Genomic DNA, 17,168 nt, shown 5'->3' on the forward strand with positions numbered 1-17,168 from the left:
CTTAACGACCACATCGACAGACGAAGTAAACGAGTTTGCTTATTGATTTAACCTTGCCCGTCACTGACTTGAAACGGGCAAAAAAAACACTATTGCTTATTGACAGAGTTACGGCTCATATGTGTTAGGTGTATTTTATACCATGCTTGCTAAGTATTGGAGCAAAGGGGTCGCTAATAAAAGGTAGCCTATAACCAATAACCATTTTTTGCTAGGTGGATAAAACAAAGACTCAGCAACGCCTACAAAGCCTCTAAATAACATACATAAACTAGTTTTGTAATATGCCAAAAGCAGAATCGTGCCGACCAGCATTGCATATACTACTGAGGCTAACGAATTTTCTGATGATAAAAACCAAGGGGGAACAAATATGAATAAAGCTATAAATATGCTCATCAATTTATTTTCTCCTTGAGAGTTTTTCATAGAGAAACGCCACAGAACACCTAAAAATAGCAAGATGATTATCGTCAAAAACCAATGCTGAGTGATGAACTCCATTTCAATACACCTAACGCCCCAATAATAAGTGAACCAAGTGCTGGCGGGCGATTTGCTCAGCAAATGGCATGACATGCCTTGGTGAATCTGATTTATTGGCTTGTTATGTCTCGAAAACAAACGGACTTGGTATTATCGGTTGGGTCTAACGTTTCCCACTCTAGTTTATTAATACTCGTAGTTTGATACTCAGTATTATCTTCTGCCGTTAGTTCGTTTTCCATATCTGTAAGCATATCGTCAGTAAAAGACTCAAATGGATCTTCGAGTACTTTTGCCTTTGCACTGTTTGGCATATAAATCATTTTCGCGGAGTTATAAGAAAAACGGCCTTTCTCAGTTACACTAATAGATCCAAAAGGAGGGTTGTCTAGATAAGTAAATTCCATTGTCACATGAATTTCATAAGCCAACTTAGTCGCATCGTAGATATATTTAGATTTAATTGTTCCTGATACTTCACCATCAACAAAATTATCTGAACAGTTCCAACTCCCATTAATCAGCTCCAAATGTTTTTCATCATCAGCAACAGAATAAAAAGAGAATAAGGATAATAAAGAGAATGAAATTATGATTTTTCTCATATGCTTCCCAGAGACATAACGCCTGAATAATGTGTGAGCCTAGTTTGGCAATTTTATTGCGTCGTTTGCAACTAAAAATGAAAAACTATGGCGAATCACGATTAATTCTCTTGTTAGAGAGAGCATTTCATTGCACTTGGGTTTCTAGCGTTTTTGTATGAAGTTTTTGGAAACTCAATAACATAGCTACGGTTAAACTTGTCAAAAGGTGGCATTAAATGTAAGGTCGCTGTATTTTCAGAGAACAATAACTTTCCAGATACACGGGAAGATGAATATAGATCATCCTTGAATGGGCATTGACCAATTTTAGCCTCATCACTTAATACAATCTCTCCAGATATTGATTCGACTATGAGCCACTTAGCCGCATCATAACCATATTTATCATACTCAAAAATATCGTGAGGATTCCCGCGACCTTCTACACGATAGGGAAGTCTAATATGATATTTTCCCTCTTCTAAGCGATATATTTCGATGTAACTGTATGGCACTTCATCTATATAACCGACAACGGAACAACCGGTCAACAGAACTAATAACACCCATACTTTATTAGATAACCAATCCATAGCTCTCTCTAACGCCGCCATAAGCGGACAAGTAATTGTTGGCTACAATGTGAAGCGGAGCGAAACCGAGCCAACTATTACGGTTCCGTTCTTAATGGCCTTGTTATACGTACTAATCGCTGAAGTAACGAATAATTTCCCTATCGTCTGTAACCATGTGATCGGTTATGTGAAATACATCAGAAAGCCATTCGTGTTTTAGAGCATCTTCACGATCAAGAATTTGACCTAAAAACGTTACGTGACTCCATGGGCATTCCTCAGCGTCAATTATGCCAACTTGATAATTGTCCTCATTCAGCCAAATTCGAAACGCGAATGCAGTCCTGTACTCCGGACCTTTTTCGTCGTCTCCCCATTCACCTAAACCAATAAGACCATACAGAACTTTATCATCATGGCTTTCCGTGAACTTTGCATAATACACTGCAAACGCATCATCATTTTGATACACAAAGCGAGTTAACCTAGTGGACTCTTTTCCACAGCACTCACATATTTCTTTCTCTGGTGTTTCGAATTCAATCTCAATCATTAAGGTACGTATAACGCCCCATTAAGGGGAAATTTATAGTTGGCTAAAATTACGAGCGAAGCGAGAAAAGCCAACTGTAAATTTTCCCGCTTAAATGGCTTGTTATGTAGCTTTTAACAAATTGACCATTTTTGCTATTTGTTCTTTATTTATGTCACCAACTAGATATGGATTTGCAAGCTTATAAATATAACCTTCGATGACTTCGTAATTTAAATCATCACGACACTCAATAAAGTTCGCCCATTCTTCAAGTTCATCACCAGTAATTTTATCCGACAAGTACTTCAACAATACAGACTCTAAAATTAATTTAGAAACAACAAAACACTCGACCTCAGAATCGTACCCGAATTTAACTAATTCAGAATACGCAGCTTCTTTTTCAGTTCCGAATGTGACTATCTGTTCTAATGCTTCTGCTCGATTCATGATTAGCTACATAACGCATTGCTCTGCGGCAGTTTTTAGTTGGTGACTTTTGGGCTAAAGTGGCTTGCCACGCCCAAAAGGCGCCAACTAAAAACTGTCCGTAGCAGCAACTTGTTAGCCGCGGATTGATGCACTTAAGTATAAGCATTAATTGTATTTTGGTAATTCTCTTTACTAAATTTAAAAGGACCAGTTCTCTTCATGTAATCATTTTGGTGAAAACCAGTTTCATAGTTGTTCTCGTAACCAAAATCACTCCACACAAAAAAGCCGTCAATAAACTCAATTTTAACCGTCAGAGCCCCGCAACCCAAATCACCACAGCAGTTGCAAACATATATAGGTACCCTACCGCTTTCTAATTCTGAGGTTTCATTTAATAAAAGTTGATTAACAAACTTTTTATTAACCGATAAAACACCATGAAGATCAGTAACATCTAAATGTTTTGCTAACTCTATACTTCCGATTTTGAAATCTGCATAACTAATTCGGTTTTCGCCAGTACTAGTCGCGCTGTATATTTCCATCATACTTTGTTTCATTGTTTCATCCGGCTAACGCCTGAATAATGTGTGAGCCTAGTTTGGCAATTTTATTGCGTCGTTTGCAACTAAAAATGAAAAACTATGGCGAATCACGATTAATTCTCTTGTTAGAGAGAGCATTTCATTGCACTTGGGTTTCTAGCGTTTTTGTATGAAGTTTTTGGAAACTCAATAACATAGCTACGGTTAAACTTGTCAAAAGGTGGCATTAAATGTAAGGTCGCTGTATTTTCAGAGAACAATAACTTTCCAGATACACGGGAAGATGAATATAGATCATCCTTGAATGGGCATTGACCAATTTTAGCCTCATCACTTAATACAATCTCTCCAGATATTGATTCGACTATGAGCCACTTAGCCGCATCATAACCATATTTATCATACTCAAAAATATCGTGAGGATTCCCGCGACCTTCTACACGATAGGGAAGTCTAATATGATATTTTCCCTCTTCTAAGCGATATATTTCGATGTAACTGTATGGCACTTCATCTATATAACCGACAACGGAACAACCGGTCAACAGAACTAATAACACCCATACTTTATTAGATAACCAATCCATAGCTCTCTCTAACAGCTTATTAGCGTGAATACCGAATTAAACTGTCGACAATATCAAAAAATTAATCGAAGAATTCACGCTTTAATCTAATAATTTTAAGAGCTTAACAGCAATATGCCGAGTCAGCAATATTACAGTGGTTTTACATAGCGAGCCTGAGAATTATTCGAGAACTAGTTGGACTCGCTATGCAAAAAATTTTTATATGAAAAACCTAACAACATCAAATGGCTATCGTCTAACAGCAGATATTCGTGCCATATTTGCAAATTACATAGCGAGCCAAATGTTGTTCTTTGATCATTGTTGGGCTAAAACTGTGTATAAAAACAGTTATCACATTTATAAGGATATTTATGTCACAATCCCCTTTTTTGTCTCTGGTTAGGGCAGAGCTTCGAACTAGAAGGTATAGTTTAAGAACAGAAAAAGTATATCTCGATTGGATCAAACGCTTTATCTTGTTTAACGACAAGAAACATCCTGATGATATGGGCAATCATGAAATCGAGAGATTTTTAAACAACTTAGCTGTTAATAGGCGCGTAAGCGCAGCCACTCAAAATCAAGCGCTTTGCGCCTTGATATTTTTATATCGATATATCGTTAAGCGTGACATAAGCGGATTAAAGTACTCATTTACCAAACGTGAAAAATCAGTACCAACCGTATTGACCCACGAAGAAGCAACCAAAATTATTAGCCAGCTTGACGGAAAATACTGGCTAATAGCATCGTTACTTTATGGTTGCGGCTTAAGAATCAATGAAGCACTTCATTTAAGGGTGAAAGATATTAACCTTGCCGACTGTACATTGTTTATTTTTCGCGGTAAAGGTAAGAAAGACAGGTACACTTTGTTACCTAAATCACTAATTAATCCGTTAAAAGCGCAAATTGAAGTAGCGAAAAACACTCATAAAAAAGATTTACTAGAAGGATTTGGGTTAACCTCTTTACCCGCGTCCTTAATTCGTAAATACGGGGCTGCTGCTAGAGACTTTTCATGGCAATACCTTTTTCCATCTTCAACCAGATGTTCGCACCCGCATGATGGTTATGTTTGCAGGCATCATATTCATGAAACTGCATTTAGAAAAAAACTTCGTGCTGCAGTACTTAAATGCGACATCAACAAACGGGTAAAAGCCCATACATTTAGGCATACGTTTGCTACGCAGTTACTGCAAAATGGTTCTGATATTCGTACCGTTCAAGAATTATTAGGACATACAGATATAAAAACGACAGAGATCTATACCCATGTTACGGGGTCTCGCTTCGCACATACAATAAGTCCGGTGGATAGAAAGTAGAACATTAAAATGCTCGAATTAACTGTCTAATAGAGTCATATTGAACAATTGAATGTAACAGAAGCAAAAAACCTGCCGGAGCAGGTTTTTTATACTAAATAAGCTTATTAAGCGAAATTAAGTAGCTTTAATAGTGCACTTTGCACTACATCATACCACCCATGCCGCCCATTCCGCCCATGCCGCCCATATCAGGCATTGCAGGAGCTGAATCTTTAACTGGTGCGTCAGTTACCATGGCTTCTGTAGTTAACATTAAGCCTGCTACCGATGCAGCAAATTGCAGTGCAGAACGCGTTACTTTAGCAGGGTCAAGAATACCCATTTCTAACATGTCGCCATAAGTACCGTTACCTGCGTTGTAACCGTAGTTACCTTCGCCGTTGCGTACTTCGTTTAATACAACAGAAGCTTCGTCACCACAGTTTGTTACGATTTGGCGTAATGGTGATTCCATTGCACGAAGTGCAACGTTAATACCGTGGTTTTGATCTTCGTTATCACCTTCAAGTGACTTAATCTTTTCAGCAACACGTACCAGCGCAACACCACCACCAGCAACAACACCTTCTTCTACCGCTGCGCGAGTTGCGTGTAATGCATCTTCAACACGTGCTTTTTTCTCTTTCATTTCAACTTCAGTTGCAGCACCTACTTTAATAACGGCTACACCACCAGCTAGTTTAGCTAATCGCTCTTGAAGCTTTTCTTTGTCGTAATCAGAAGTTGATTCTTCAACTTGGCCACGAATTTGTGCAACGCGTGCTTGAATGTCAGCTTCTTCACCAATACCGTCGATGATTGTTGTGTTGTCTTTAGAGATTACAACACGCTTCGCTTGGCCTAAATCTTCTAATGATGCTTTCTCAAGCTCCATGCCGATTTCTTCAGAAATTACCGTACCAGCAGTTAATGTGGCGATGTCTTGTAACATTGCTTTACGACGGTCGCCAAAGCCAGGTGCTTTAACCGCAGCTACTTTAACAATACCGCGCATGTTGTTAACTACTAATGTCGCAAGTGCTTCACCTTCAACGTCTTCAGCAATAATTAGTAGCGGCTTGCCTGCTTTTGCAACAGCTTCAAGCGTAGAAAGCAATTCACGAATGTTAGATACTTTCTTATCTACTAATAAAATGAATGGGTTTTCTAGCTCAACAGAACCATTTTCTTGGTTGTTGATGAAGTAAGGAGAAAGGTAACCGCGGTCAAACTGCATACCTTCAACTACGTCTAATTCGTCTTGAAGTGCTTGGCCTTCTTCAACTGTAATAACACCTTCCGCGCCAACACGGTCCATTGCAGTCGCAATGATTTCACCTACAGTTTTGTCAGAGTTCGCAGAAATAGTACCTACTTGCTCAATTGCTTTGTTGTCGGTACATGGAGTTGCAAGGGCTTTAAGCTCTTCAACCGCTGCAACTACTGCTTTATCAATACCGCGCTTAAGATCCATTGGATTCATGCCCGCGGCAATTGATTTTAAGCCTTCAGTAACAATCGACTGTGCAAGTACAGTTGCAGTTGTTGTACCGTCACCCGCTTCATCGTTCGCTTTAGACGCCACTTCTTTTACCATTTGTGCGCCCATGTTTTCAAACTTGTCTTCAAGTTCAATTTCTTTTGCAACAGAAACACCGTCTTTAGTGATTGTTGGGCCACCGAATGATTTGTCTAATACAACGTTACGACCTTTAGGGCCTAATGTTACTTTAACTGCGTCAGCAAGAATGTTCACACCGTTAAGCATTTTTACGCGTGCGTCATTTCCGAATAATACGTCTTTAGCTGCCATTTTTACTTTCCTATTCTTTTTTAGTTACCGCCGAACAGATTCGGCCATAAATTAAATTCGATTTATTTGATTACTCTACAATAGCTAAAATATCTGATTCACTTAGAATCAATACTTCTTCGCCATCAATCTTTTCAGTTTTAACACCATAGCCTTCGTTGAAGATAACTTGGTCACCTACTTTTACGTCTAATGGACGAACTTCACCATTTTCTAGAATTCTGCCGTTACCAACAGCAACTACTTCACCGCGAGTTGATTTTTCAGCCGCACTACCAGTTAGAACAATTCCACCTGCAGACTTTGATTCAACTTCTTTACGCTTGATAATTACGCGATCGTGTAATGGACGAATGCTCATTTATTTTCTCTCCTGAGAGTGTTCACAATAAAAATTGATTTAAAAATCATAGTTGATTGAAGAAATGGGGATAAAACTAGCGTTCACAAGCCCCAAATGAAATTTTTTTAATCTTTGCGTTCAAATTCACCTTCAATTACATCGCCATTGCTTTTGCTCTGTTTGCTAAACACTTCTTTTTGCTCAAAAGATTGGTGCGATGTGTGTGATTGCTGGTGATGAAAAAAAACAGATCCCGATTGCGTGGCAGACGTCGAAAGGTGTTGCTGTACCGACGCAATCAAGCCCTTTCTAACGGAGGGTACAAGTAAAGACAACCCGAAAAAGTCGGTAACAAACCCCGGTGTTACCAGTAATACGCCAGCAACAAGCAATAATAATCCCGTTACTATGTCTTCTGACGGCATTTCACCTACCGCCATTTTATTTTGTACAGACTGCATGGTTGCAAGCCCCTGTTGGCGTACATGCTTCGCGCCAAGCCAAGCTGTGGCTATTACAATAGCGATGGTTGGCCAAGCTCCAAGTACCGCACCAACTTGCATTAAAACGAAAATTTCTATGATTGGAACAATAACAAATAAGACAAATAATAATTTAAACATATACAATCTCTCATAGTCGATGAAACAAATATGCGGCTATTCGGGTCATTTTCAAGCGTAAACTTGTTTTTGCTTACTGTTAACCTTAAGGTATTGACCTCAAAGATTCAGTAAGCGATTGTTGCTTCAGACAGAAACCATAAAGGTTAATTACCACTATGTTCACCGTAATATTGTGTACTTGCCCAAATGTAGACAGTGCCAGAGCCATCGCACAGCATTTAGTTGAAAACAAACTCGCTGCTTGTGTCAAAATGGTGCCTCAGGTTGAGTCATTTTATATATGGCAGGACGCGTTACAGCAAGATACTGAAGTACAGCTATTAATCAAGTCAACGAACGCGTTGTTTGAGGATATAAACACTGCCATTTGCAGCAAACACCCATACGACGTTCCGGAAATCATTGCCGTTGATGTATCACATGGTAATGCAGCATATTTAGATTGGGTTCAACAATCCGTAAGTTAGGTATTATGAAGTTTTTTTCTGTAGTTAAGCTTTGTTTGTTTTCGCTATTAATTAGCAGTAGCGCGATAAGCCACGCGCAACAATCCATATTTGATGTCTCACCTTCGCTATTTAATAACGAAAGCGAATACTTAAAAGTTGATCAGGCATTCATATTCAATTTTCATCAAAAAGAAAATCAGCTCAGCGTGTCATTCGACATTGCCGATGGATACTATTTATATAAGAAGCAATTCATTTTTGACGCTACTAATGCATCACACGAAGAAGTTGTGCTTCCAACAGGCAAAACACACGAAGATGAGTTTTTTGGTGTTCAAGAAATATACACTGGGTCTGTAAGTACCACACTTAATTTTTCAGAAATTGCAGACAACGCCACCTTAACGGTTCGCTATCAAGGCTGTGCTGAAAAAGGGTTATGTTACCCGCCTGAAATTAGAACAGTCCAATTGTCGGCATACAAAGCGTTACTTCCAACAACCGATAATGCCGCTGTATTATCCGCGATTAGTGCACAACCCAGTACAGATGTGTCCCAAAGCAATACAGCGTTTTCTAGCCAAAATGAATCAACAACAGTAGGAACAAACACTGAAAATACTAGTGAACAGTTTCAGTTAGCGGCTATGTTAGCTGAAGGTGATTTATTGTTTACGCTGATCGCATTTTTTGTTGGCGGGCTACTACTATCTTTCACCCCTTGCGTATTTCCAATGTACCCGATACTTACCGGCATTATCGTTGGTCAAGGCAAACAGTTGTCAAACAAGAAGGCATTTAGCTTAAGTTTTATTTACGTGCAAGGTATGGCACTCACCTATACCGCGTTGGGTATTGTCGTTGCATTAGCGGGCGCGCAGTTTCAGGCGATGTTCCAACATCCTTTAATATTGATTTTGTTGAGTATTTTATTTGTATTCCTAGCACTTGCGATGTTTGGGCTGTTCAATCTTGCATTACCTGCAAGTTGGCAAAACACCCTAAATAACCTCAGCCAAAAGCAAAAAGGTGGGTCGTTCTTGGGGGTGCTGTCAATGGGTGCAATTTCAGGGTTAGTTGCCTCTCCGTGTACTACTGCGCCATTAACGGGTGCGCTGCTTTATATTTCTCAGTCAGGTGACGTAGCACTTGGTGCTGCAGCGCTTTACGCATTAAGTATTGGTATGGGTTTACCACTGTTAGTTTTGGGTAGTTCAGGTGGTAAGTTGTTACCCAAAGCGGGCGCTTGGATGAACGTAATAAAGAATATTTTTGGCCTACTTTTGCTAGCGGTGCCTATTTTCTTATTAGAGCGTTTCTTACCAGCAGCAATCAGTCAGATACTATGGGTGATGTTGTTATTAGCCAGTGGCGCGTACCTGTACACCTTTAATCAGCAAACTAAGCCGTCATTTTGGTTTGGCATGCGCAGCTTAGTTATTTTCGCCCTGCTATTTGTTGGTTTGAATAAAGGGTATCAGTTAATGTGGCCATCAACGTCTGCAACAATAGTGGCGCAAACAAACGCACATCCAACGTTCAAGCAAATTAGTAGCCTGAGTGAGCTTAATGCTGAAATTGCTCAAGCAAGTAAGGCCGGAAAAAGCGTGATGGTCGACTTATATGCCGACTGGTGCATTGCCTGTAAAGAATTCGAAGAGTACACATTCCCAGATCCAAAAGTACAGCAAGCACTGCACAATACGGTGCTTCTACAGATAGATTTAACCGATACCGGCACTAAAGAAAGTGTTGAGTTTATGGGGCATTTCGAGATATTCGGCTTACCGTCAATATTACTCTTCAACAGCCAAGGTAACGAGCTTGCCCAACAACGTGTAACGGGCTTTATGGGCGCTGAAGACTTTGCTAAGCACGTTGCGTCAGCATTTGCTAATGAGTAGTGTCACCCACTGCTAGTCTCACATAAAACAAAACAGGAAATTGCACTAACAATTTCCTGTTTTTTATTTCGCTGCCATCGCCGTTAATCCTAACGTTTTTTATCCTGCAATTTGGGCTTTTGTTTTCCAATAACCGTCGATAATGGTGCTATCAATAAAGTCGTACAATTCAGTTTGTGGTACTGGCTTTGAGAAATAGTAGCCTTGAATAATATCACAATCATTTTCAGACAAACTACGTAGCTGTGCGCTACTCTCTACACCTTCGGCAATCACCTGCAAACCAAGGTTTTTCACCATCGCAATGGTTGACATGATGATTTGATAGTCTGCATGATTTTCTAACATACCGAATACGAAACTCTTATCAATTTTTATCACATCTACTGGCATCTTCTTCAAGTAAGCTAAAGAAGAATAGCCCGTACCAAAATCATCAATTGCAAAAGTAAAACCTAGTTGGCGAAGCGTATTCATCATATCTATCGCGCGATCGATATCTTTAACAAGTGTTTGCTCTGTTAGCTCTAATTCGAACGCTGTAGCAGGCAAGTTAAATTCGTGTAGCAGCGTTTTTAGATAGTGCGGTAGATTGACATCAATAAACTGACCAGCAGACAAGTTGATGGCAATACGTACATCGGTGAGCCCACGTTTTCTGATGTCTTTACTAATTTCAAAACAACGACGAATCACCCAATAGCCCAGTTCCACCATGTGCTCTGAATTCTCTAGAATTGGGATAAAATCGTCAGGAGAAACCGTTCCGCGCTCTGGATGTTGCCAACGTAGCAGCGCTTCAAATCCGTATAATTTCTTTGTTTTAGCCGTTAACTGAGGTTGTAAACTTAGGCTAAATTGATTTTTCGCTAATGCTTGGCGTACTTCCGTTTCCAGCATTACACGTTGTGCCACTCGTTTATACATATCGCTATGATAAACATGGTATTGCGCGCCACCATTGTCTTTGGCTTCATACATCGCAATGTCTGCATGGCTCACAAGTTCTTCTGGCTTAACTACTTCTTCTTTGGTGTATTCAATACCAATACTGGTTGAAACATAAAAAATACTGCTGCCAATTTTGATCGGTGCTCTAAAGCGTTCTAAAATTTCTTCGGCAACCGCTATAGCATCTTCAATACCGTCAACATGCCCAAGAATTACGACAAATTCATCACCACCGAATCGACACGCAACATCGATATTACGTACACTTAAGCGCACACGATTGGCCGCTTCTATTAATAATTTGTCACCATCACTATGACCATGGCTGTCATTTACTTTTTTGAAATCTTCTAAGTCTAAAAACAGAACTGCCACGCCACGCTGAAAACGAGCAATGTTGGCGACTGCTTTCCTGAGTTGATAATTGAGCATGTTTCGATTAGGTAAACCGGTCAGAATATCGTACATCGCAATATTCTCGAGCTCTTTGGTTTTTTGTTCGACTTCGATGTTGAGCTGTTCAAGTTCAAAACTTAGTTCTGTTGCAGCATTGGCAACCACATCGAGTTCATCCGCAAACATTCTGCGACGCTTGAGACGTATTTGTCTGAACTGTTCAAATTCTTTGCGCGCTAAAAGCGGTAATGCATTAGAAAGCATCAAGATTCGATTGGTAAACGGGCTAGCAACAAAATAAACAAGAATAGCCAAGGTCAAGAATATCAACAACGCTGATAACAAGAACTGTAAGCGTGTTTGTTGGTATTCTTCTTTGATGCTGGTCACGTCATCAATCAATGCAATAAAATAGTGACGTTGATTGCTTTGATAGAGCGAAAGCAAGTTCACTAAATAGCTGCCCGTTTTAAGATCTCGCTGTAGGCCTGATTCTTTCACATCATTTACACGTTCACTGTCTACGCGTTTTGCAAAAATTTGCGACACTAAGCGATTATTCGACGCAGACATTACCTCAAGCTGATGAATCCGAGCATTTTCACCCGCAGAAAAGCTAACCACGGCAATATCACTGTTTGACGCTTGATTTATGGCATAAATCACATCAACTAATGATATTTCAACGACCATTACCGCCATATCACCTTTGGCATTTAATATCGGCACCGCGATCAATTGCACACACATCGCCTCACACGCCAACTGGTGATACGGTTCTTGCCGGTTGCTGACAACTTCAATGCTCTCAATAATCTGCTCTTTTAGTGGTGCAGTGCTATACATGACCCTTTTTTCGGGACTGATTAGCCATGCGTTTTCAATATTGTGGTGCAGTTGCAAGGCATCATATTGCTGCGAAAGTACTTTTGAAAAGCCTGTGAAATTATTTTGTGACGTGATATCTACGACGTCTGCAAATGATTCTAGCCACAGCAAGAATTTATCTTTCACAATGCCGCTATGAAGCTCAAATTGTGCGGTTCCCTGACGAACGGTTTGAGCCTGATGCTGTTTAAACTCGACATTAAGGCGAGAGAGCGACAGCACAGAAATGCCCGCGCTCAAAAGTAATAGAGCGCCGACAACTAAAATCAGCAGTTTGTTGGGTACACTAACAAATAGGCGCTTCATACATTAGAACCAATACATTAGTTGTACTGCCCACATTTGCCAGTCTTCACTGTCATTTAGTTCAGGATTTGGTGTAACAAGTGGCGTTAATCTGGCAGTACCATTAACCCAATGATACTCAACGTTTACCCGTAAGTTAGTATCAATGTCGTAGGCCAAGCCAATGGTTCTGTCTGTTTGGTAGCCAAAGTAACTTGGCAAGCCGGTAGTTTCTTCAAGTTCATGACCCTTTTTATCATCTTTATTGGAATAAAAATCATCATAACGGATCAAACCAACAAGATTATTGGTGAACTTGTAGCGAAACTGAGTGTAAAACCCTTGGCCAATATTATCCATGGCAAAGCCAGTAAAATAGAAGTTATCTATCGCCAAACGCTGTTGCAAAATTTCCATCGCAAACTCTAACTTTTCGCCTTCAAACAATGCATTTACCGTATAAAATTGATACGTAAAGTCTCCATTGGTAAAGCCATCATTTTTTCCTTGTAAGTAGTGGAAGTCTGAATCAAGCAACGACATACCAAAGCGCCACTGCGAGAAATTGGGTCGCCAGTATAAACTTGCCTGTAAATCTAGATCGTGTTCCAAACCACCTGTCGGTTCAGGGCCTGCAATGATGTCTTTTTGCTTGTCAGAAATATCTGACGAACCACGGCTAAAATTGAAATCAAAGTCACCATATGTATCTGAGCTATGACTTATCTTGATCGCGTAACCATCACCACCAACGGCAACATCTCGTAAGCCATCAAAATAGATAGCTTGCGGCAATATTATCGAAGGACGAGCAAATGGAATGTCGCGTGTACTTGAATATAGCCAATGGTTGTTCTTAAAGCGGCCTAGGTATAAATTGGCACTCCAACTTTCGGAATCATATAAATTCCAATCAAGTAAGGCGTAATCGAGTCGGGCACCTGCGCTATATCGATTGCCACCTTCCAAATAAACAACTTGGCCAGTTAAGCGAAAATCATTATTTAACTGGTAAGAGGCATTGAAGCCAATTTCGGTTAGTTCCGTTGAAATTTCCTGCTCGTCATTCACAAAATCACTGCCACTAACGTCAATGACACCTTGTGCAAGAAAACCATGTACCTGTAAATCTTCAGCAATGTCTCCACTAGCTGCGTATGCACTTGCGGTACACAAAAACAAGAGCACAGTACTCAACGCACTGTGTTTACTGAGAGATCTTGATAACATTTACGCTATCTCCTTTAACTTTATCATCAATGTAACCGATAGCACCCGGCGTACGTGAGACAGCGTCAAGAAGTTCTTGTTGCGTTTGTACGATGTTCGGCGCGGTTCCTAACCCCGAGAATGTTAACTTATTCCAAATTCGTTCAATTTGATACGGAAAAATGCGTAATGTTTCTTTACAAAACGCCTGATGCACGGGGTGTTTGTTGGGCAAAACAAACACGACTATACGTGAGTCATCAGGCCATTTAACCTGTCTCATTGAATAAATACGACGTAACTGTGATGTGGTCAGTGAGTCTACTGTCACTGACGAATTAACAATGATTTGTTGTGCTAAGATGTGGGGGGAAAAGCAGCACAACAACAATATCATTATTCTAACTATTGAGCTTCGGATAACGAATTCCTTGTTATAAACAGTTATCAAACATTATATAAATGTGCTTAACAATCATTATTATTACCTTACAGCAATTTTAAGTAACTAATAATTAATAACAAATTGTCACACATTATACACTTAATTAAATATATGACACGCTTATTATTGCTTTAACTAGTATCACGAGAGTCCCTCCCAAGTGATTAGACCACTATTTTGCTGCGAAAATCTTCGAAATCACTATAATATGCAACAAATACGGCAAACCTGTTTAAAAATGTTTATTCGGCTTTACTTTCTTCACAATTATGCGAAGATAAGTCAAGTTTTAAATTTTACAAACAAGATTGGTGAAGATGTCTGCAAAGTTTAATGTTTTATTAATTAATGGTCCAAATTTGAACATGCTAGGTATACGTGAACCCGGCACTTATGGTGCACGTTCTCTAGTTCAAATTGTAGAAGATCTTAATGCAAAGGCAAACGCCTTAGGCATGCAGATGTCGCATATTCAATCTAATGCTGAATATGAAATTATTGATGCAATTCACCAAGCCTACGGCAAAGTTGATTTTATTATTATCAATCCCGCAGCTTTCACGCACACCAGCATTGCAATCCGAGATGCATTATTGTCGGTAGCGATTCCTTTCATTGAGGTGCATTTATCTAATGTGCATGCCAGAGAAACGTTTCGTCATCACTCTTATTTTTCGGACATTGCGCAAGGTGTGATTTGCGGCTTTGGGGATCAAGGTTACGCGTTTGCTGTTGATGCAGCAAAACAGTTTTTAGAAAAGGCTAATGCTGGCAACTAAGCTAACATAGCCACAAAAAATATATAAATATATATAAATAAGGTGTTCTCATGGATATTCGCAAGATTAAAAAACTGATTGAACTAGTAGAAGAATCAGGCATTAACGAGCTGGAAATCGCTGAAGGCGAAGAGTCAGTAAGAATTAGTCGTGGTGGTGCAGTTGTAACAGCACCACAACCAGTTATGCACGTGCCTTCGCCTGCTGCTGCTCCTGCGCCAGCAGCACCTGCGGCAGAAAGCAATGCAGCACCAGCACTTTCTGGTCATATTGTACGTTCTCCAATGGTTGGTACGTTCTACGAAGCGCCATCTCCTGATGCGCCTAAGTTTGTTGAAGTTGGCCAACACGTAAATGCGGGTGACACATTATGTATCATCGAAGCGATGAAAATGATGAACCAAATCGAAGCAGATAAGTCTGGTGTTATCAAAGAAATCTTAGTGCATAATGAAGATGCGATTGAATTTGACCAACCGCTATTCATCATTGAATAAGCCCACTAAAATAAGGGTAATTCCATGTTAGATAAAGTAGTTATCGCAAACCGAGGTGAAATTGCATTACGCATTTTGCGTGCATGTAAAGAACTCGGTATTAAAACTGTTGCGGTGCATTCAACCGCCGATAGAAATTTGAAACACGTTTTATTAGCAGATGAAACGATTTGTATCGGTAAAGCACCAGCAAACGAGAGTTATTTAGATATTCCTCGAATCATCACTGCAGCGGAAGTAACGAATGCTGTTGCGATTCACCCAGGTTACGGTTTCTTAGCAGAAAACGCTGACTTTGCTGAACAAGTTGAAAATTCAGGTTTTACATTTATCGGCCCAAAAGCAGACAGTATCCGCTTAATGGGTGATAAAGTATCAGCGATCAAAGCGATGAAAGCTGCCGGTGTACCGTGTGTACCTGGTTCTGATGGCCCATTAACCGACGACAATGAATTAAACTTGGCACACGCCAAGCGTATCGGTTACCCGGTAATTATTAAAGCGTCAGGCGGCGGCGGTGGCCGTGGTATGCGTGTTGTTCGTGAAGAAAGTGAATTGGTTGAAGCGATTCAAATGACGCGTACCGAAGCTAAAGCAGCTTTTAGCAACGACATGGTTTACATGGAGAAATTCCTTGAAAATCCTCGTCATGTTGAAATACAAATTATTGCTGACGGTCAAGGCAACGCCATTCACTTAGGTGAGCGTGATTGTTCAATGCAGCGTCGTCACCAAAAAGTTGTTGAAGAAGCACCAGCGCCAGGTATTACACCAGAAATGCGTAAGCAAATTGGTGAACGTTGTTGTCGCGCATGTATCGAAATTGATTACCGTGGTGCAGGTACATTTGAGTTCTTGTATGAGAATGGCGAGTTCTATTTCATTGAAATGAATACCCGTATTCAGGTTGAGCATCCAGTAACTGAAATGATCACTGGTGTAGACTTAATCAAAGAACAACTTCGTGTAGCTGCTGGCCAACCGTTATCTTACACACAAGATGACATCAAAATTAACGGTCACGCTATTGAGTGTCGTATTAACGCGGAAGATCCTCGTACATTTATCCCTTCACCGGGTAAAATTACACGTTTCCACCCACCAGGTGGCATGGGCGTACGTTGGGATTCTCATATTTATGCTGATTACTCAGTACCGCCATACTATGACTCAATGGTCGGTAAATTGATCACTTACGGTGATAACCGTGACGTTGCAATTGCACGTATGCGCAATGCATTGAGTGAATTAGTAGTTGATGGCATTAAAACTAACATTGCACTGCACATTGATATTTTGAATGATCAGGGCTTTGTTAATGGTGGTGCTAACATCCACTACCTAGAAAAGAAACTAGCAGCAGAAGAATAGCATTTGCGTCTAATAAAAACGGTGAATAAGGTACCTTATTCACCGTTTTTTTATGTCTGAAAGAAACGTATGAGCTAGTTATTTTGTCCTTCGATACGTCGTACCTCCTTCTCAGGACGTACGGAACTAGTTGACCACAACGCTTTTTAATTCGCGAACAAATT

The 17,168-nt window shown here is 40.0% G+C and carries 19 protein-coding genes; 6 read left to right on the plus strand and 13 right to left on the minus strand.

Annotated features, from left to right (window positions below):
* Nucleotides 1-135: 135 nt before the first annotated feature.
* From ACSLUK_RS07730 to ACSLUK_RS07760, 7 genes are all read right to left on the minus strand, one after another.
* Nucleotides 136-429, minus strand: a complete 294-nt coding sequence (locus tag ACSLUK_RS07730; protein ID WP_448547972.1) for a hypothetical protein — start codon at nt 427-429, stop codon at nt 136-138.
* A 167-nt stretch (nt 430-596) separates the two neighbouring features.
* The gene (locus ACSLUK_RS07735; RefSeq protein ID WP_448547973.1) at nt 597-1,091 is read right to left on the minus strand and encodes a hypothetical protein; all 495 of its coding nucleotides are present in this window, start codon (nt 1,089-1,091) and stop codon (nt 597-599) included.
* A 113-nt stretch (nt 1,092-1,204) separates the two neighbouring features.
* On the minus strand, nt 1,205-1,666 hold the full coding sequence (locus ACSLUK_RS07740) for a hypothetical protein (RefSeq protein WP_448547974.1): 462 nt from the start codon (nt 1,664-1,666) through the stop codon (nt 1,205-1,207).
* Between the two features lie 112 nt (nt 1,667-1,778).
* On the minus strand, nt 1,779-2,201 hold the full coding sequence (locus ACSLUK_RS07745; RefSeq protein WP_448547975.1) for a hypothetical protein: 423 nt from the start codon (nt 2,199-2,201) through the stop codon (nt 1,779-1,781).
* Between the two features lie 102 nt (nt 2,202-2,303).
* Entirely contained in the window at nt 2,304-2,633 is a 330-nt protein-coding gene (locus ACSLUK_RS07750) for a hypothetical protein (protein ID WP_448547976.1), read from the minus strand.
* Between the two features lie 134 nt (nt 2,634-2,767).
* Entirely contained in the window at nt 2,768-3,178 is a 411-nt protein-coding gene (locus ACSLUK_RS07755; protein ID WP_448547977.1) for a hypothetical protein, read from the minus strand.
* A gap of 110 nt (nt 3,179-3,288) precedes the next feature.
* Entirely contained in the window at nt 3,289-3,750 is a 462-nt protein-coding gene (locus ACSLUK_RS07760; RefSeq protein WP_448547974.1) for a hypothetical protein, read from the minus strand.
* 356 nt (nt 3,751-4,106) lie between these two features.
* Between ACSLUK_RS07760 and ACSLUK_RS07765 the strand changes: the two genes are divergently transcribed.
* A complete protein-coding gene (locus ACSLUK_RS07765; protein ID WP_448547978.1) occupies nt 4,107-5,066 on the plus strand; it encodes an integron integrase in 960 nt (319 codons plus the stop codon).
* A 145-nt stretch (nt 5,067-5,211) separates the two neighbouring features.
* Here ACSLUK_RS07765 and groL read toward each other — a convergent pair whose 3' ends face one another.
* From groL to ACSLUK_RS07780, 3 genes are all read right to left on the minus strand, one after another.
* Nucleotides 5,212-6,861, minus strand: a complete 1,650-nt coding sequence (gene groL / locus ACSLUK_RS07770; RefSeq protein WP_448547979.1) for a chaperonin GroEL — start codon at nt 6,859-6,861, stop codon at nt 5,212-5,214.
* 70 nt (nt 6,862-6,931) lie between these two features.
* Entirely contained in the window at nt 6,932-7,222 is a 291-nt protein-coding gene (locus ACSLUK_RS07775; RefSeq protein ID WP_448547980.1) for a co-chaperone GroES, read from the minus strand.
* Between the two features lie 107 nt (nt 7,223-7,329).
* Complete coding sequence (locus ACSLUK_RS07780) at nt 7,330-7,827, minus strand: FxsA family protein (RefSeq protein WP_448547981.1); 498 nt, start codon at nt 7,825-7,827, stop codon at nt 7,330-7,332.
* Between the two features lie 158 nt (nt 7,828-7,985).
* On the opposite strand from ACSLUK_RS07780, the gene cutA reads away from it, so the two are divergent.
* Both cutA and ACSLUK_RS07790 read left to right on the plus strand, forming a co-directional pair.
* Nucleotides 7,986-8,297, plus strand: coding sequence for a divalent-cation tolerance protein CutA (gene cutA, locus ACSLUK_RS07785; RefSeq protein WP_448547982.1), 312 nt, complete (start codon nt 7,986-7,988; stop codon nt 8,295-8,297).
* Nucleotides 8,298-8,302: 5 nt separating this feature from the next.
* Entirely contained in the window at nt 8,303-10,183 is a 1,881-nt protein-coding gene (locus tag ACSLUK_RS07790) for a protein-disulfide reductase DsbD (protein ID WP_448547983.1), read from the plus strand.
* A gap of 99 nt (nt 10,184-10,282) precedes the next feature.
* Here ACSLUK_RS07790 and ACSLUK_RS07795 read toward each other — a convergent pair whose 3' ends face one another.
* The 3 genes from ACSLUK_RS07795 to ACSLUK_RS07805 are packed head-to-tail and all read right to left on the minus strand — an operon-like array spanning nt 10,283 to nt 14,243.
* On the minus strand, nt 10,283-12,724 hold the full coding sequence (locus ACSLUK_RS07795; protein ID WP_448547984.1) for a putative bifunctional diguanylate cyclase/phosphodiesterase: 2,442 nt from the start codon (nt 12,722-12,724) through the stop codon (nt 10,283-10,285).
* Nucleotides 12,725-12,727: 3 nt separating this feature from the next.
* The gene (locus tag ACSLUK_RS07800) at nt 12,728-13,933 is read right to left on the minus strand and encodes a hypothetical protein (protein ID WP_448547985.1); all 1,206 of its coding nucleotides are present in this window, start codon (nt 13,931-13,933) and stop codon (nt 12,728-12,730) included.
* Nucleotides 13,911-14,243, minus strand: coding sequence for a type 2 periplasmic-binding domain-containing protein (locus ACSLUK_RS07805; RefSeq protein ID WP_448547986.1), 333 nt, complete (start codon nt 14,241-14,243; stop codon nt 13,911-13,913). The genes ACSLUK_RS07800 and ACSLUK_RS07805 overlap by 23 nt, the downstream gene beginning before the upstream one ends.
* 431 nt (nt 14,244-14,674) lie before the next feature.
* Here ACSLUK_RS07805 and aroQ point away from each other — a divergent pair, with 431 nt between their 5' ends.
* The 3 genes from aroQ to accC are packed head-to-tail and all read left to right on the plus strand — an operon-like array spanning nt 14,675 to nt 17,004.
* Nucleotides 14,675-15,136, plus strand: coding sequence for a type II 3-dehydroquinate dehydratase (aroQ, locus tag ACSLUK_RS07810; RefSeq protein ID WP_448547987.1), 462 nt, complete (start codon nt 14,675-14,677; stop codon nt 15,134-15,136).
* A gap of 50 nt (nt 15,137-15,186) precedes the next feature.
* Nucleotides 15,187-15,633 carry an acetyl-CoA carboxylase biotin carboxyl carrier protein gene (accB, locus tag ACSLUK_RS07815; RefSeq protein WP_448547988.1) on the plus strand — a complete coding sequence of 149 codons (447 nt, stop codon included), beginning with the start codon at nt 15,187-15,189 and terminating at the stop codon, nt 15,631-15,633.
* A 24-nt stretch (nt 15,634-15,657) separates the two neighbouring features.
* Nucleotides 15,658-17,004: an acetyl-CoA carboxylase biotin carboxylase subunit gene (accC, locus tag ACSLUK_RS07820; protein ID WP_448547989.1), complete on the plus strand. Its 1,347-nt coding sequence runs from the start codon at nt 15,658-15,660 to the stop codon at nt 17,002-17,004.
* The last annotated feature ends 164 nt before the right edge of the window (nt 17,005-17,168 follow it).

It is taken from the genome of Thalassotalea fusca (assembly GCF_053485835.1).

What these genes read in the sequence shown, in the direction of transcription:
- ACSLUK_RS07730 (WP_448547972.1), bottom strand. Translation starts at nt 429, where the DNA reads ATGAAAAACTCTCAAGGAGAAAATAAATTGATGAGCATATTTATAGCT.
- ACSLUK_RS07735 (WP_448547973.1), bottom strand. Translation starts at nt 1,091, where the DNA reads ATGAGAAAAATCATAATTTCATTCTCTTTATTATCCTTATTCTCTTTT.
- ACSLUK_RS07740 (WP_448547974.1), bottom strand. Translation starts at nt 1,666, where the DNA reads ATGGATTGGTTATCTAATAAAGTATGGGTGTTATTAGTTCTGTTGACC.
- ACSLUK_RS07745 (WP_448547975.1), bottom strand. Translation starts at nt 2,201, where the DNA reads ATGATTGAGATTGAATTCGAAACACCAGAGAAAGAAATATGTGAGTGC.
- ACSLUK_RS07750 (WP_448547976.1), bottom strand. Translation starts at nt 2,633, where the DNA reads ATGAATCGAGCAGAAGCATTAGAACAGATAGTCACATTCGGAACTGAA.
- ACSLUK_RS07755 (WP_448547977.1), bottom strand. Translation starts at nt 3,178, where the DNA reads ATGAAACAAAGTATGATGGAAATATACAGCGCGACTAGTACTGGCGAA.
- ACSLUK_RS07760 (WP_448547974.1), bottom strand. Translation starts at nt 3,750, where the DNA reads ATGGATTGGTTATCTAATAAAGTATGGGTGTTATTAGTTCTGTTGACC.
- ACSLUK_RS07765 (WP_448547978.1), top strand. Translation starts at nt 4,107, where the DNA reads ATGTCACAATCCCCTTTTTTGTCTCTGGTTAGGGCAGAGCTTCGAACT.
- groL (WP_448547979.1), bottom strand. Translation starts at nt 6,861, where the DNA reads ATGGCAGCTAAAGACGTATTATTCGGAAATGACGCACGCGTAAAAATG.
- ACSLUK_RS07775 (WP_448547980.1), bottom strand. Translation starts at nt 7,222, where the DNA reads ATGAGCATTCGTCCATTACACGATCGCGTAATTATCAAGCGTAAAGAA.
- ACSLUK_RS07780 (WP_448547981.1), bottom strand. Translation starts at nt 7,827, where the DNA reads ATGTTTAAATTATTATTTGTCTTATTTGTTATTGTTCCAATCATAGAA.
- cutA (WP_448547982.1), top strand. Translation starts at nt 7,986, where the DNA reads ATGTTCACCGTAATATTGTGTACTTGCCCAAATGTAGACAGTGCCAGA.
- ACSLUK_RS07790 (WP_448547983.1), top strand. Translation starts at nt 8,303, where the DNA reads ATGAAGTTTTTTTCTGTAGTTAAGCTTTGTTTGTTTTCGCTATTAATT.
- ACSLUK_RS07795 (WP_448547984.1), bottom strand. Translation starts at nt 12,724, where the DNA reads ATGAAGCGCCTATTTGTTAGTGTACCCAACAAACTGCTGATTTTAGTT.
- ACSLUK_RS07800 (WP_448547985.1), bottom strand. Translation starts at nt 13,933, where the DNA reads ATGTTATCAAGATCTCTCAGTAAACACAGTGCGTTGAGTACTGTGCTC.
- aroQ (WP_448547987.1), top strand. Translation starts at nt 14,675, where the DNA reads ATGTCTGCAAAGTTTAATGTTTTATTAATTAATGGTCCAAATTTGAAC.
- accB (WP_448547988.1), top strand. Translation starts at nt 15,187, where the DNA reads ATGGATATTCGCAAGATTAAAAAACTGATTGAACTAGTAGAAGAATCA.
- accC (WP_448547989.1), top strand. Translation starts at nt 15,658, where the DNA reads ATGTTAGATAAAGTAGTTATCGCAAACCGAGGTGAAATTGCATTACGC.